Origin of the sequence: Pseudomonas sp. CP-1 (assembly GCF_021213715.1) — a bacterium.
Lineage (GTDB): Bacteria > Pseudomonadota > Gammaproteobacteria > Pseudomonadales > Pseudomonadaceae > Pseudomonas > Pseudomonas aeruginosa.
In genome coordinates, this window is record NZ_JAJQKY010000010.1 from 1 (window position 1) to 13,770 (window position 13,770).

A 13,770-nucleotide genomic window follows, 5' to 3' on the forward strand; every position below is an offset into this window, starting at 1 on the left:
AAGGTCGGGGTCGCGAGTTCGAGTCTCGTTTCCCGCTCCAAACATGATCCAGGTTTCGGCATGGGTCGAAGAGAAAAGGGCCTTCGGGCCCTTTTTTCGTTTCTGCGATCCGCACCGCCCTGGTGCTTTTCCCGATTCCCCCCATGTTCCCCTCGGCAGGCCGCTGTCCCGCCGCATCTGCTCGCTCGATCGTCGAGACGAAAAAGGCCACTCGTGGAGTGGCCTTCTCTGGTGTAGCGACGGCGGCGATCAGGGCAGCGCTTTGAGCACCGTCAGCAGGCTGGTGAGGTTGTCGGCCACGCCCAGCTGGCCGATCTTCTCGGTGGCGCCGCCGGCGGCGCTGGTATCCAGACTGTAGATCTGCATCACGCCCATGTTGGAAGCGGCCAGGGCCAGGGCGTTCTGCTGTTGCTGGGCAGCTACCGAATTCTCGAACAGGATGCCGGTGGAGTGGGCCATGGTCTGGAAGATCGAACCCAGCGCCATGGCCGGGGCTTCACCGATCACCTTGACGTTGGACTGGGTGACGGCATCGGTGATCTGGTTGTTTACTGCGGTTGGGAAGCTCATGGTGATTCTCCTGAATCATTGCGAAGGATGTACGGCGATTGCTTGGACCCGGCGGGTCAGGCTCAGGTGAAGGATTTCAGTACGGTCAGCAGGCTGGTGAGGTTGTCGGCCACGCCCAACTGGCCGACTTTCTCGGTGGCTCCGGCATCGGCGGCGGTGTCGAGGCTGTAGATCTGCATCACGCCCATGTTGGAGGCGGCCAGGGCCAGGGCGTTCTGCTGTTGCTGGGCGCTCACCGCGTTCTCGAAGAGAATCCCGGTGGAGTGGGCCATGGTCTGGTAGATGGTGCCCAGCGCCATGGCTGGCGCCTCACCGACGACCTTGACGTTGGACTGGGTGACGGCATCGGTGATCTGGTCGTTGACTGCGGTCGGAAAACTCATGATGTGACTCCCTGTGAGTGAACGGCACGGCTCATGTCGTGCTGTCTTGATGAACGCTCCAGCCAGGGAGTTGTGAATCCGTCGGCGCCAGGCCTGGCGGGCGGCGAAAATGCAAGCGCCCCGCGAGGCGGGGCGCTTGTCGGTGCGGTCTCATGCGGCGGGCGGGTCGGGCTTGTCCGGCGGCGGTGCGGACGTGTTGTGGTTGCTCTGGTTGAAGATGGCGATAGCGTTCTCCAGTTGCTGCTTGAGCGAGCCGAAGTTCTGCTCGAAGCACAGGCGTACCTCGCTCTTCACTAGGTTGGCCAGGCGGTCGGCAATCTGCGACATCACCAACTGGTTGGCGCTTGCCTGGCCGCTCTGCAGGTGGCCGGGACGCAGTTCGGCCAGGCTGCCGGCGGCATTGACCGCCTCGAGAATCGCCTGCTCGCCGCTGTCCTGGGCGCGGAGGGCCTGGGTCGAGGCCTGCTGGACGTTCTGCAGGATCTGGCGGATGGAGCCTTCGGAACGCTGCCGGCCGTTCTCGATCACCTGTTCGGCCTGCTGTCGCGCGTGCACGGCCGGATCGCTGCTGGCGTCGTTGCCGAGGCCGAGCTGGAACTGTCTCAACTGCTCGTGTTCTTCGCTGGTGAGGGGGCGTTTCAGCCAGCGTTGCGCCAGCTGGACCAGATTCCTTCCCAATTCTTCCGAGATCGACATGCGCGGACTCCTCTGCGATGGACGCGCGGTGCGCGGGGTGTCGTGGCGAGGCTTCAGTACTGCGGCGTGCCGTCCGCCGAGGGGGCCTGCGCGCTGCTGCCAGTATCGCCGGGGTAGGCGGCGGCAGCGGCCTGCAGGGTGCTGTAGGCGGTGCTCAACTGCACCGCCAACTGTCCGAGGCTGGCCGGGTCGTCCACGCTGTCTCCCTGGGACAGGGCCTGGAGCCAGCCTTGCAGGCATTCGGTGAGGAGTGCCTTGACCTGGGTGACGAGGGTTTCGAGTTCTTCCTTCATGACGCTTCTCCTGGGGTGGGTGCTCATCCGAGCAGTTTCAGCACGGCCAAGAGCTTGGCCGCATCGCTGTCCGATATTTCCAGCAGGCGCTTTCCGCTCGCCGGCCTGCTGGGGGGCGGTTGGTCCCGTGCCTCCTCGCTGGCGTCCGGCGAACGCTGCGCCGGGCGGTCCGCGGCGGCGAGCGCGCGGCGTCTGATGTAGCGTGCGTAGGCGCTCATCGGTCGCTCCTCAACTGCTGCGGGTGGAGATGCGCACGACCGAGGCGGGGGCGGCGAATCCTTCGAAGCGCTGCAGCTCTCGGTCCCGATGGGGCGCGCCGGCCAAGTCGACGGCGCCGATGGTTTCCTCCCAGTAGGCGCTGCCCAGTTGCACCAGCAGGCGTTGGGCATTCTCCAGCGAAGCGGCCGGAACCCGGCCGTGGCGGTCCGCGGCGGCATAGTTGAGCAGGAGCGCCATGCGGATCGCTTCATCCTGTACGTTGGAGTGCTCGACACCCTGGCCGTCGGCGCCCAGCAGATAGGAGCGCCAGTTGAGGACCTGGGCGAAGAGGCGCCGGTAGGCTTCGAACTGGAAGTAGCGATCCTCCTCGGAGCGGTAGAGCGCGCACTGACTTGCGAAGAACTGTTCCAGCGCGGGTTTCGCCCAGCCGGGTGTACCCGGGAGGTGTTCGCCCAGTTCGTCGAAGCCGCTCTGGCTTTCCGCCAGGGCATGGACGTACTGCATCTGTTGTGGGTCCAGGCGCTGTTCGCCCTGGTAGGCGATGGCCAGACTGAGTTCCTTGAGCTGGTCGGTGCCGACGTATCCATCGAGATGGCGCAGGCCACGGTTCAGGCGGTATTCCTGCAGCGAGTCGAAGAGGCCGGAGGCGCCGGTAATGAAATTGCTTCCCAGGTTGGTGTCGAAGCACAGCTCGGGGAACTTGCTGGCTAGATAGTTGCGGTAGTAGTAGGCATGGCCGATGCGCAGGCTGAACAGATCGCTCTCCAGCAGGCGGCGGTAGTAGCTGTTGCCGTCGGCGTCGCGGCTGGCCAGCGCCTGGCAGAGGTTCACGACGTTGGTGCGGGCGTAATAGGCGACCAGGGCCTGGGTAGTCCCGCTGGTGATGTCGAAGCGGCGTAGCCGCAGGCCGGAGGCGGTCAGGCTGTTGCCGAAAAACAGTTCGTCGAAAAGGCCGGCGAGGGCGCTGGGCGCCTTGTCACGGTCCTGCAGGTTCTCCCGTTCGCGTAGCCGCGCCTTGCCCTGGCGGATGGTGTTGCCATAGCACTTCCAGGCATAGGCGGAGAGCGCTGCGTAGAAATCGTCCAGCGCGTTGGCGTTGCGCAGGAAGTAACCGCACAGCGACCGGTTGTCGTCGGACACCCCGGTCCCCTCTCCACAATGGATGTGCAGGACCACCTTGCGGGTTTCCGGCTTGCCGTCCAGGTAGCGGCGAAACACCGCGGCCTGTCCGAGGAGGAAGTCGAAGAACTGTCGGTACAGGCCGGTAGCAGTCTCCATGCCGAGCAGGTCGATGCCGACCAGCCGGGCCTGCGGTGGCTGCCCATGCTGTATTTCGAAATGACGGAGGATCCTGTGCAGCTCGGCATCGAAGGCGGCTTCGCTGGCATAGCCATGCGCGGTGTGGGCGAGCAGGCGGTAGGCGGTCTTCTCGGAGGCGTTGAATTGCTCGAACAGGGAATCGAGGACGGCCACCTCGTCTTCCCCCGTCGCCGTCTGGGTATGGCTGATTCCTTCGTGGAGGAGGAACCCCAGCGTCAGGCAGGCGAATTCGCCCGGATGGCGATCGCGGATGGCGCCGCGGGCCCAGTAGGCGTCGTCGAACGGCGTGTACTTGTTGCCGCTCCAGATCTTGCGGTTGAAGTAGCGGACGAACTGGTCCGTCTCGCTGTCGCGAACCGCGCTCGCACCGAGCAGTTCCAGGGTGCCGAGGTAGATCGCTGGCTGGTCGATGGCCGCTGGCGGCGAGGTCCGGCCAAAACGTTGCGCCAGGATGAGGCAGGCGAGATAGATGTTCTCCGCCGCGCATTCGCCGCGCAGGTAGCCCTGACGGTCGGTCGCGGCGAACGGATTGCGCCTGACCATCCGCTGCAGAGCCAGTTCGAACAGCTCATAGTGCGCGGCCTGGCGAGCCTCCTCCAGCGCCTTGCCGTCGACGTCCGGGGCGACGCCGCGGGCACTCATCAGCAGCCCGATCAGGGAAAGCTCCTGGCCTTTCTCCAGGCTCACTTGCCGCTCGCCGACGCGGAAGACCCGGCGGTCGCGCGTCCAGCGGCTGTTGCTTTCCACCGGCAGGATGCCGGCGAAGTGACTATGGAAGTCGAAGGGATAGCGATGGAACCTGACCGGTTCTTCCAGCTTGAAATAGGCCATGACGGCTCTCCTGTGCCAGGGCCGGACGCCGCCGGCCCCGCCGGTGGTGGCTACGATTGGGTGTCCTTGCCGCCGCGACTGGCGAGGGTCTCGCTGTACTTGGCGATGCTCTGGTCGATCTTGTCGATGGCGAAGCTGGCCGATTCCGCCTCGATCGCCCCGGCCGCCGCGGCTACCGCGGCGGCGGCGCCCATCAGCAGGTCGGTGGCGAGGGCGCCGAGCGCGTCCTCGGCAGCCTGGGCCAGCTTGTTTTCGGCGATGTTCTGGGTCATCTGCCGGAGCAGGATCGCCTGGCTGGCCAGGGCGATCTTGCTGACTCCGTCGAAGTAGCTGGCGGCGGATTGCGCCACCAGCCCGGAGGCCTGGCTGATCATCATGTTCGGCGCGATGGCGATCTGCGACGGCGCATAGCCGGCGGTTTCGCTGTTGCTCATCTGCACCGCCTGCACGACTTGACTGTTCAGGGCGCTGGTGTCCGGCGGCGGCGCCTCGGTCTGCTTGAGCAGGCGCTCGCTCATGCCGGCCAGCGGCGAAGGGCGCGACGGCAGCTTCACGTCGCCGTTGGCGGACGCCCTGCCGCCGCTGGCTGGCGTCTGCCGGCCGGCCTCGCCGGGGGCGGCGGCTTGCTCGCTGTCGCCGGATGGCGCGGGCGCGGGCGCGGATTTCTTGCCGAAGCCGAACATGTCTGGGCACTCCTGGGATCAAGGGGCGGGTCAGATACCTTTCTTGTCTTCTATCGCCATGATCATCGACACCGCCTTGGAAACCACCGCGGTGGAGATCTGGTTCAGGGCCTGCTGGCTGTAGACTGCGTTCTGCAGGGACAGGCCGGCGGAATGGCTGGCGATCTGGTAGAGCGCGGCGATGGCCTGGGCCGGGGCTTCGGCGACCACCTTGACGTTGGTCTGGGTGACGGCATCGGTGATCTGGGCATTCACAGCCGTGGGGTCAGCCATGGGACTCTCCTTGAATGGGCAGGTGCTCGTCGGGCAGGGGGCCGGTCGCACGGGCCTCGACTCGCTTGTCAGGAATGAACGCGGCTGCGTCTGTCTTGTGAAACGTCGCCGGCGAAAAAGTCGGCGCTCAGCCGCGAGCGCAGCAACTGCACGCGCTTGCGCACCAGCGGCGGGGCGATGCCGAGCTGGCTGGCGATGTCGGCATAGGGCAGTTCCTCGATGAAGCGCAGTTCGAAGAGCTGCTGCTGTTGGCGCGACAGCGAGGCCAGGGCCTTGTCCACCTGGTCGAGACGTTCCAACTGCTCCAGGCGTTCCAGCGGCGAGCCGACGGCGGCGAAGCGCTCCAACTGGCCATCGTGCAGGTCGATGCCGCGGTCGATGAGGCGGTCCTCGCGGATCTGGTGGCGCGCGCTGTCCAGGTAGACGTGTTCCAGGACCAGGAACAGGAAGCCCTGGGGGTCGCGTACCCGCTCCGGTGACTGGCGCAGGAACAGCAGCGCCTTGACCGCGGTGCTCGACAGCCATTCTTCGGCCCGATGGCTGTTGCCGCGCGCAAGGCGTTGTGCGCGTTTGCGCAGGCCAGCCTGCGCGGCACGCCAGCTTTCCTCGAACAGGCGATCGGAACCGGTTTCGTTGCCGCCTGGCTGATTCGGACGATCCATAACCGCTACCTCCCTGGTTGCTCGTGTCGGCGAGCAGTCTGTGAGGCGGGCGGTGGGCGAGGCTGTTACCTGGGTGACAGGGGCGCGGCTGGTAGTTCGGCCTTGCGTCGCAGGCGACCGAGGTCGTTGATCAGGATCCGGTCGTTGCGGCAGCTGATCAGCCCTTCGCGTTTCCATATTTGCAGTTGCGCGTTGAGCTTCGGCCGGCTGGCGTTGAGCATCGCTGCTAGGATGCTCTGGTTGGTCGGTAGCGTCGCGCAGGCTCCCTCGGGTTGTTCGCTCGCCAGGCTGGCCAGGAGATGGCGCGCCAGGCGCGACTCCAGGCGATGCAGGCAGACCCTCTCGACGAAACCGGAGGCTTCGCGCAGGCGCGAACAGAGGAGGGCCAGCGCGCGGTTGAGGAATTCCGTGTCGGCGATCAACGGGGCGAAGTGACGTCGGTGGAGGATCAGCACCGACGCCGCGCCGGAGGCGTAGGCAGAGGTCTCGCGGCGGTTCGGCTGGATCAGCGCGGTTTCTCCGATCACTTCGCCAGGACGGATATCATTGACGATCAGCTCCCGCCCGTCCGGCCCGTAGAGCACGGTATAGAGGTGTCCGCCGAGGACCAGGCCGATGAAGTCTTCAGGGTCGTGCTTGAGGAACAGGACGTCCTTGTCGCGCAACCGGCGCTCCGACGCATGGGTCGCCACGTGCCGCAGCAGATCGGGCAGCCCGTGCAGCAGCGGGCACCGTTGCAGCAGGGTGTAGTGGCGTGAACAGCGGTCTTCCGTTGACTCGTTCGAGTGCATGCCTGCGCCTTCGCCAGATTGATCGGCAGCTCCGGCGAGGTACGACATGCTCGCTGCAGAGCAATCAGTGGGGACGTGTGCGGCGAAGGGGTGTGAAGCTCCGGCTACCCGGCAGAACTGCTAGGTACGGACTCGGCGCGCTCCGGCAATCGGGCGGGCGGTCCGTTTTTTATTCGGAAAGGGTAGCGAGGTTTGGGCTGGCGGGAGGCGGCCCCGAGCGCACGGATGGCGGTCGGGGCGGGACGGCCGGTGGCCGTGGCGATTCAGTGCCGCGGGCTGTCCTCGGGCAGCGCGAGCAACTGCTTTTCGCGGTTCCAGTCGAACGTTTCGCCGCGCTCTTCGGCTTCGTAGCGGCGCTCGTCGAGGCGCTGGAACAGGTCGATCTCTTCGTCCGGCATGAAGTGCAGGCAATCGCCGCCGAAGAACCACAGCAGGTCGCGCGGTACCAGGTGGGCGATCTGCGGATAGCGGTGGAAGACCTGGGAAATCAGGTCCTGGCCGAGGTATTGGGCGCCTTCCGGGTCGCGCGGCAGTTCGTCCATCAGTTCGTCGAAACGCTCGAGGAACAGCCCGTGGTTTTCTTCCGGCACCTGCTCGGCCTCGCCCAGGGCGCCGAGGATGTTGCGCAGGTGCTGGAGCAGGGTGAGGTGGTGCTCGAGGTAGGAGTTGGCCATGACGGGTCCTCTGGAAAAAAGCTGGGCAGTATAAAGGGTTTCGCGGCGCCGGCCAGTTTCAGCGGATCGCCGGGGACTGGCTCTGGCGCCGGCGGTTTTCCAGTTGCCGGCGTTCGCTGTCGAGGCGCCGCTGGTCCTGCTCCAGGCGCCAGCGCTGCTGGTCCAGTTGCTGCTGGCGGATCAGGTTGTCCTGCATCTGTCGCTGCTGCCGTTGCCGCTGCAGGTTCTGCTGCTGGCGTTGCAGTTGATCCTGCTGCAGTTGCAGGCGTTGTTCGTCGAAGCGCTGGCGCTGTTCCTGGAGCTGGCGTTGGCGCTGTTCGCCAGCGCGCTGCACCGCCTGCTGGTGCGGCTGCACGCCATAGGGCGCAGGCGGTGCGGCCTGCGCCGGGGGCAGGAGGAGAAACGAGGCTGCCAGGCCGGTGGCAAATAGCTTGAGCATGATGGCCTCCCGTACGTCAGGGATGTGCCCGTCGATTCTAGCCAATCGCCCGGGTTTGGGTGGGTGAAGACGACAAAGGCGCCGGAAGGCGCCTTTGTCGGTTGCGACCGTCGCTTTACCGCGGAGTGTCAGCGGATCCTGCCGTCGGCCAGTTGCAGTTCCTCCTTGGCGAAGTCGTCGACGTCGATCACCTTGCGCCGTGCCGCTTCGGCCTGGTGCAGGGCTTGCGCCTGCTCGGCGCTCAGCACGCCGGCGGCGGCGCCGGCATCGATCGGGTTCTGCCCCGCTTGCGGCTGGACCCTGCCTTCCTTGATCGCCTTGTGCAGGGTTTTCTCCAGCGCGGCGCTTTCGCGTACCGCGTCGAAGGCGTGGGCGAGGGCACCGACCGGGTCCTGCGGGTCCTTCGGCAGGAACGCGCCGGCGAGGATCGCCTGCAACGCCGGGTCGTCGTCCGGACGGCCGAGGATTTCCGCGATCTCGGCGTCCAGTTCGTCGCCCGGCCCTTTGTGCCGGCGGCCGAACGGCAGTACCAGGACCTTCAGCGCGCAGCCGAAGAAGCGGCTGGGGAAGTTGTTCAGCAGGTCCTCCAGCGCCGCCTCGGCCTTGCCGAGGTTTTCCTCCATGGCCCAGCGCAGCAGCGGATGCAGGTAGTCCGGGTTGCCCAGGTCGTGGTAGCGCTTGAGCGCCGCCGAGCCCAGGTAGAGATAGCTGAGGACATCGCCGAGACGCGCGGAGAGGCGTTCCTTGCGCTTCAGTTCGCCGCCCAGCAGCATCATGCTGAAGTCGGCGAGCAGGGCGAAGGACGCCGCCAGGCGGTTCAGCGCGCGGAAGTAGGGACGGCTGATGCGGTCGCCGGGCGCGTTGCCGAGGTGGCCGCAGCTGAGACTGAGGAGGAAGCTGCTGGCGGCGTTGCCGACGGCGAAGCCGATGTGCTTCACCAGCAGCGCGTCGAACTCGCGGGCGGCCTGGTCCTTGTCCTCGCGCTGGGCCAGTTCCATTTCCTTGAGTACGTACGGATGGCAGCGGATCGCGCCCTGGCCGAAGATCATCAGGTTGCGCGAGAGGATGTTCGCGCCTTCCACCGTGATGAAGATCGGCGCGCCCTGCCAGGAACGACCCAGGTAGTTGTTCGGGCCCATGATGATGCCCTTGCCGCCATGGATGTCCATGGCATGGGCGATGCACTCGCGGCCGCGCTCGGTGAGGTGGTACTTGAGGATCGCCGAAAGCACCGAGGGCTTCTCGCCGAGGTCCACCGCGTTGGCGGTGAGGATTCGCGCGCTGTCCATTAGCCAGGCGTTGCCGCCGATGCGGGCGAGCGCCTCCTGGATGCCTTCGAAGGCGGCGATCGGCACGTTGAACTGCTCGCGGACCTGAGCGTAGCGACCGCTGACGTAGCTGCTGGCCTTGCCAGCGCTGGTGCCCACCGCCGGCAGCGAGATGGAGCGTCCGACCGACAGGCAGTTCATTAGCATCATCCAGCCTTTGCCGATCATTTCCTGCCCGCCGATGATGTACTCCAGCGGCACGAACACGTCCTTGCCGGAGTTCGGACCGTTCATGAAGGCGGCGCCCAGCGGCACGTGGCGGCGGCCGATCTCGACCCCGGGGGTGTCGGTGGGAATCAGCGCCAGGGTGATGCCCAGGTCCTCCTCGTCGCCCAGCAGATGGTCCGGGTCGTGGCACTTGAAGGCCAGGCCGAGGAGGGTGGCCACCGGGCCGAGGGTGATGTAGCGCTTTTCCCAGGTCAGGCGCAGGCCGAGCACCTCGCGACCTTCCCATTCGCCCTTGCAGACGATGCCGACGTCGGTCATTCCGCCGGCATCGGAGCCCGCGTAGGGGCCGGTGAGGGCGAAGCAGGGGATGTCGTCGCCCTTGGCCAGGCTCGGCAGGTAGCGCTGGCGCTGCTCGTCGGTGCCGTAGTGGAGCAGCAGCTCGGCCGGGCCGAGGGAGTTCGGCACCATCACCGTCGAGGCCAGGTCGCCGCTACGGGTGGCGAGCTTCATCACCACCTGCGAGTGGGCGAAGGCGGAGAAGCCCTTGCCGCCGTACTCCTTGGGAATGATCAGGCCGAAGAAGCCGTGCTGCTTGATGAAGGCCCAGGCTTCTTCCGGCAGGTCCATGCGCTGGCCGATGTCCCAGTCGCTGACCATGGCGCAGAGTTCTTCGGTCGGGCCGTCGACGAAGGCCTGCTCTTCTTCGGTGAGTTGCGCCTTGGGGTAGTCGAGCAGTTTCTGCCAGTCCGGGCGGCCGCTGAACAATTCGCCATCCCACCACACGGTGCCCGCCTCGATGGCCTCGCGCTCGGTGTCGGACATCGGCGGCAGGACTTTCTGGAACCAGGCGAACAGCGGACCGCTAAGCACGCGCCGGCGCAGGTCGGGCAGGGCGAGGGGAAGCGCCACCGCCAGCCAGAGCAGCCAGAAGACCAGCAGCAGCCAGCCGGGCGCGTGGCTGAACACGCCCATCAGGATCAGGTAGGCGGCGCTGATGCCGAGCGCGGGAGCGGGTGGGGTACGCCGATGGGCGAGGTAAGCGACACCGAGTACCAGTACGACTAACCAGAGCAACAACATGCGGAATCCTCCATGAAGACGCCAGGCGGCGTCTCGAGCTTAGCCCGTTTGCCGCCGTTTGGCGGCAGGGCCGGTCAGCTTGGCCGGTTTGTCACGTTATAGGCGAAAACTTCCCGTTTAGACTGGGACAAATTGCCCGCCGGGAGCCCGCCATGCAGTCCTACCTACAATCCGGCCGCTTCGTGGATAGTGACCACCCCGTGGTGGTGGAGTTCGCGGAAAAATCCCGGGGGAATTCGGCGAAACCGCGTGACCAGGCGGTCGCGCTGTACTACGCGGTACGCGACGGGGTGCGCTACAACCCCTACGTGTTCAGCCGCGATCCGCAGACCCTGAAGGCCAGCCACGCGCTGCAGCAGTGCGAGTCCTATTGCGTGCCCAAGGCCATCCTGCTCGCCGCCTGCGCCCGGCATTGCCGGATTCCGGCGCGGATCGGCCTGGCCGACGTGCGCAACCACCTGGCCACGCCGCGCCTGCTGGAAGCGCTGCGCAGCGAGGTGTTCGCCATGCACGGCTATACCGAGCTGTACCTCGAGGGCCGCTGGGTGAAGGCCACCCCGGCGTTCAACCGTGCCTTGTGCCGCGCCTTCGACGTCGCTCCGCTGGAGTTCGACGGCGTCGCCGACAGCGTCTTCCATCCGTTCAACCGCCAGGGCGAGCGCTACATGGAATACCTGGCCGATCACGGCCAGTTCGCCGACCTGCCGGAGGAACTGTTCTTCTCTCACCTGCAGCAGCACTATCCGCACCTGTTCTCCGGCCGCCCGCTGGCCCTGGGCGGCGATTTCCAGGCCGAGGCCGGACAAGATGAAGGGCGTCGATAGTCACCATCAGCCGGCGCGTCTTCCTTCTTCGGTCCATCCTCGGTAGGGTGCGGCATGTCGTCCGGGCGCTCCGGCGACCCATCCGCCGCATCAACCGAAGAGGGAACGCAGAGTATGTTGACCATCTGGGGCCGGAAGAACTCGAGCAATGTGCGCAAGGCGCTGTGGTGCGCCGAGGAGGCTGGCCTGGAGTACCGGACGGTGGATGCCGGCGGGGCGTTCGGCCTGGTGGATGAGCCGGCGTTCCGCGCGATGAACCCGAACGGTCGGGTACCGGTGATCGAGGACGACGGCTTCGTCCTCTGGGAGTCCAACGCCATCGTCCGCTACCTGGCCGCCCGCTATGCGCCGGGCGACCTCTATCCGCAGGACCCGGTGCGCCGCGCCGACGCCGACAAGTGGATGGACTGGACCACCTCGACTCTCGCCGGGCCGTTCCGCGACCTGTTCTGGGGAACGCTGCGTACGCCGCCGGAGCAACGCGACGAGGCCCTGATCGCAAAGGCGCTGCAGGCCTGCGGCGAGTTGCTGCGGGTGCCGGACCAGACCCTGGCCGGCCAACCCTGGCTGTCCGGCGAACGCTTCGGCATGGGTGACATTCCGCTGGGCTGTTTCATCTACGCCTGGTTCGAGATGCCCATCGAGCGCCCGCCGCTGCCCCACCTCGAGGCCTGGTACCTGCGCTTGCGCGAGCGCCCGGCGTTCCGCACCGCGGTAATGACCGAACTGACCTGAGCCGGCTACTGTTGCATTTTGTTACCCGTAGCCTTATCTAGCTCTTCCTCTTTACCTTCCGACACGGGAAGCCTAATGAGTTCCGCCCTGTCCATCCGTCAATTGACGAAAACCTACGGCAACGGTTTCCAGGCCCTCAAGGGCATCGACCTGGACGTCGCCGAAGGTGATTTCTTCGCCTTGCTCGGCCCCAACGGCGCGGGCAAGTCCACCACCATCGGGATTCTCTCGACCCTGGTGAACAAGACCGGCGGTTCGGTCTCGGTGTTCGGCCACGACCTCGACAAGGACCCGTCCGGCCTCAAGCGTTGCCTCGGCGTGGTGCCGCAGGAGTTCAACTTCAACCAGTTCGAGAAGGTCTTCGACATCGTCGTGACCCAGGCCGGCTACTACGGCATCCCGGCGAAGATCGCCAAGGAGCGCGCCGAGCGCTACCTGACCCAGCTGGGGCTGTGGGACAAGCGCAACGAAGCCTCGCGGATGCTCTCCGGCGGCATGAAGCGACGCCTGATGATCGCCCGCGCGCTGGTCCACCAGCCGCGCCTGCTGATCCTCGACGAGCCCACCGCCGGGGTCGACATCGAGTTGCGCCGTTCGATGTGGAGCTTCCTCACCGAACTCAACCAGGAAGGCATCAGCATCATCCTCACCACCCACTACCTGGAAGAGGCGGAGCAGCTCTGCCGCAACATCGCCATCATCGACCACGGCGAGATCGTGCAGAACACCAGCATGCGCGACCTGCTGATGACCCTGCATTCGGAAACCTTCCTGCTCGACCTGAAGAACGTCCAGGCCCTGCCGCCGACCCTCGACGGCTATCCGACGCGGCTGGTCGACGACCACACTCTCGAAGTGCAGGTGGAGAAGAGCCAGGGCATCAACGACCTGTTCGCCCAACTGGGTGCACAAGGCATCGAGGTACTGAGCCTGCGCAACAAGACCAATCGCCTGGAGGAGCTGTTCGTGTCGCTGGTGGAGAAGAACCTGACGAGGATCGCCCGATGAGCAGCGAACTGAGCGCCAACCTGGTCGCCCTGAACACCATCGTCTACCGCGAGGTGCGCCGCTTCACCCGGATCTGGCCGCAGACCCTGCTGCCGCCGGCGATCACCATGGTCCTGTACTTCGTGATCTTCGGCAATTTGATCGGCCGGCAGATCGGCGACATGGGCGGCTTCACCTACATGGAATACATCGTGCCCGGCCTGATCATGATGTCGGTGATCACCAACGCCTACGGCAACGTGGTGTCGAGCTTCTTCGGCAGCAAGTTCCAGCGCTCGGTGGAGGAACTGCTGGTGTCGCCGGTGTCGCCGCACACCATCCTCCTCGGCTACACCATCGGCGGCGTGCTGCGCGGCCTGGCGGTGGGGGTGATCGTGACCCTGCTGTCGCTGTTCTTCACCAAGCTGCAGGTGCACCACCTGGGCATCACGGTACTGGTGGTGGTGCTTACCGCGACCATTTTCTCCCTGGGCGGTTTCATCAACGCGGTGTTCGCGCGCAACTTCGACGACATCTCGATCATCCCGACCTTCGTGCTGACGCCGCTGACCTACCTGGGCGGGGTGTTCTACTCGATCAACCTGCTGCCGCCGTTCTGGCAGACCGTGTCGCTGGCCAACCCGATCCTGCACATGGTCAACGCCTTCCGCTACGGCATCCTCGGCGTCTCCGACATTCGCATCGGCGTGGCCATCGGCTTCATGCTGCTGGCCACCGCGGTGCTCTATCTCGGCTGCGTAAGGCTGCTGGTGAGCGGGCGCGGCATGCGCCAATGAAACGCTCGAAGGCATGA

General features: G+C 65.9%; 17 protein-coding genes. 4 read left to right on the forward strand and 13 right to left on the reverse strand.

The features are described from left to right. Nucleotides 1–249 precede the first annotated feature (249 nt). The 13 genes from LT948_RS19610 to LT948_RS19670 all read right to left on the reverse strand — a co-directional run bounded on the left by LT948_RS19610 (nt 250) and on the right by LT948_RS19670 (nt 10,410). Entirely contained in the window at nt 250–570 is a 321-nt protein-coding gene (locus LT948_RS19610) for a RebB family R body protein (protein WP_003108983.1), read from the reverse strand. A 62-nt stretch (nt 571–632) separates the two neighbouring features. After that, nucleotides 633–953, reverse strand: coding sequence for a RebB family R body protein (locus LT948_RS19615; RefSeq protein WP_003108980.1), 321 nt, complete (start codon nt 951–953; stop codon nt 633–635). A gap of 150 nt (nt 954–1,103) precedes the next feature. After that, on the reverse strand, nt 1,104–1,649 hold the full coding sequence (locus LT948_RS19620; protein WP_003090901.1) for a hypothetical protein: 546 nt from the start codon (nt 1,647–1,649) through the stop codon (nt 1,104–1,106). A 53-nt stretch (nt 1,650–1,702) separates the two neighbouring features. Continuing rightward, on the reverse strand, nt 1,703–1,942 hold the full coding sequence (locus LT948_RS19625) for a hypothetical protein (protein ID WP_023097435.1): 240 nt from the start codon (nt 1,940–1,942) through the stop codon (nt 1,703–1,705). 23 nt (nt 1,943–1,965) lie between these two features. Continuing rightward, complete coding sequence (locus LT948_RS19630; protein WP_003090898.1) at nt 1,966–2,160, reverse strand: hypothetical protein; 195 nt, start codon at nt 2,158–2,160, stop codon at nt 1,966–1,968. A gap of 10 nt (nt 2,161–2,170) precedes the next feature. Further along, nucleotides 2,171–4,312 carry a hypothetical protein gene (locus LT948_RS19635; RefSeq protein WP_034049159.1) on the reverse strand — a complete coding sequence of 714 codons (2,142 nt, stop codon included), beginning with the start codon at nt 4,310–4,312 and terminating at the stop codon, nt 2,171–2,173. A 50-nt stretch (nt 4,313–4,362) separates the two neighbouring features. After that, nucleotides 4,363–4,995 carry a hypothetical protein gene (locus LT948_RS19640; RefSeq protein WP_003108962.1) on the reverse strand — a complete coding sequence of 211 codons (633 nt, stop codon included), beginning with the start codon at nt 4,993–4,995 and terminating at the stop codon, nt 4,363–4,365. Between the two features lie 30 nt (nt 4,996–5,025). Beyond that, on the reverse strand, nt 5,026–5,268 hold the full coding sequence (locus LT948_RS19645) for a RebB family R body protein (protein WP_003090893.1): 243 nt from the start codon (nt 5,266–5,268) through the stop codon (nt 5,026–5,028). Between the two features lie 68 nt (nt 5,269–5,336). Next, the gene (locus LT948_RS19650) at nt 5,337–5,930 is read right to left on the reverse strand and encodes an RNA polymerase sigma factor (protein ID WP_003090892.1); all 594 of its coding nucleotides are present in this window, start codon (nt 5,928–5,930) and stop codon (nt 5,337–5,339) included. A 65-nt stretch (nt 5,931–5,995) separates the two neighbouring features. Further along, nucleotides 5,996–6,721, reverse strand: coding sequence for a Crp/Fnr family transcriptional regulator (locus LT948_RS19655; RefSeq protein ID WP_003108957.1), 726 nt, complete (start codon nt 6,719–6,721; stop codon nt 5,996–5,998). Between the two features lie 263 nt (nt 6,722–6,984). Continuing rightward, nucleotides 6,985–7,395, reverse strand: coding sequence for a PA2817 family protein (locus LT948_RS19660; protein WP_058150443.1), 411 nt, complete (start codon nt 7,393–7,395; stop codon nt 6,985–6,987). A 58-nt stretch (nt 7,396–7,453) separates the two neighbouring features. Next, a complete protein-coding gene (locus tag LT948_RS19665) occupies nt 7,454–7,834 on the reverse strand; it encodes a PA2816 family glutamine-rich protein (protein ID WP_003090889.1) in 381 nt (126 codons plus the stop codon). Between the two features lie 128 nt (nt 7,835–7,962). Next, nucleotides 7,963–10,410: an acyl-CoA dehydrogenase gene (locus LT948_RS19670; RefSeq protein ID WP_003108955.1), complete on the reverse strand. Its 2,448-nt coding sequence runs from the start codon at nt 10,408–10,410 to the stop codon at nt 7,963–7,965. 152 nt (nt 10,411–10,562) lie between these two features. Between LT948_RS19670 and LT948_RS19675 the strand changes: the two genes are divergently transcribed. The 4 genes from LT948_RS19675 (at nt 10,563) to LT948_RS19690 (ending at nt 13,753) form a co-directional block, all read left to right on the forward strand. Next, the gene (locus tag LT948_RS19675) at nt 10,563–11,234 is read left to right on the forward strand and encodes a transglutaminase-like domain-containing protein (RefSeq protein ID WP_015502725.1); all 672 of its coding nucleotides are present in this window, start codon (nt 10,563–10,565) and stop codon (nt 11,232–11,234) included. Between the two features lie 114 nt (nt 11,235–11,348). Continuing rightward, nucleotides 11,349–11,969 carry a glutathione S-transferase family protein gene (locus LT948_RS19680; protein WP_023091619.1) on the forward strand — a complete coding sequence of 207 codons (621 nt, stop codon included), beginning with the start codon at nt 11,349–11,351 and terminating at the stop codon, nt 11,967–11,969. A 75-nt stretch (nt 11,970–12,044) separates the two neighbouring features. Then, nucleotides 12,045–12,977, forward strand: a complete 933-nt coding sequence (locus LT948_RS19685) for an ABC transporter ATP-binding protein (RefSeq protein ID WP_023875151.1) — start codon at nt 12,045–12,047, stop codon at nt 12,975–12,977. After that, the gene (locus tag LT948_RS19690; RefSeq protein ID WP_003119886.1) at nt 12,974–13,753 is read left to right on the forward strand and encodes an ABC transporter permease; all 780 of its coding nucleotides are present in this window, start codon (nt 12,974–12,976) and stop codon (nt 13,751–13,753) included. The genes LT948_RS19685 and LT948_RS19690 overlap by 4 nt, the downstream gene beginning before the upstream one ends. Nucleotides 13,754–13,770 lie beyond the last annotated feature (17 nt).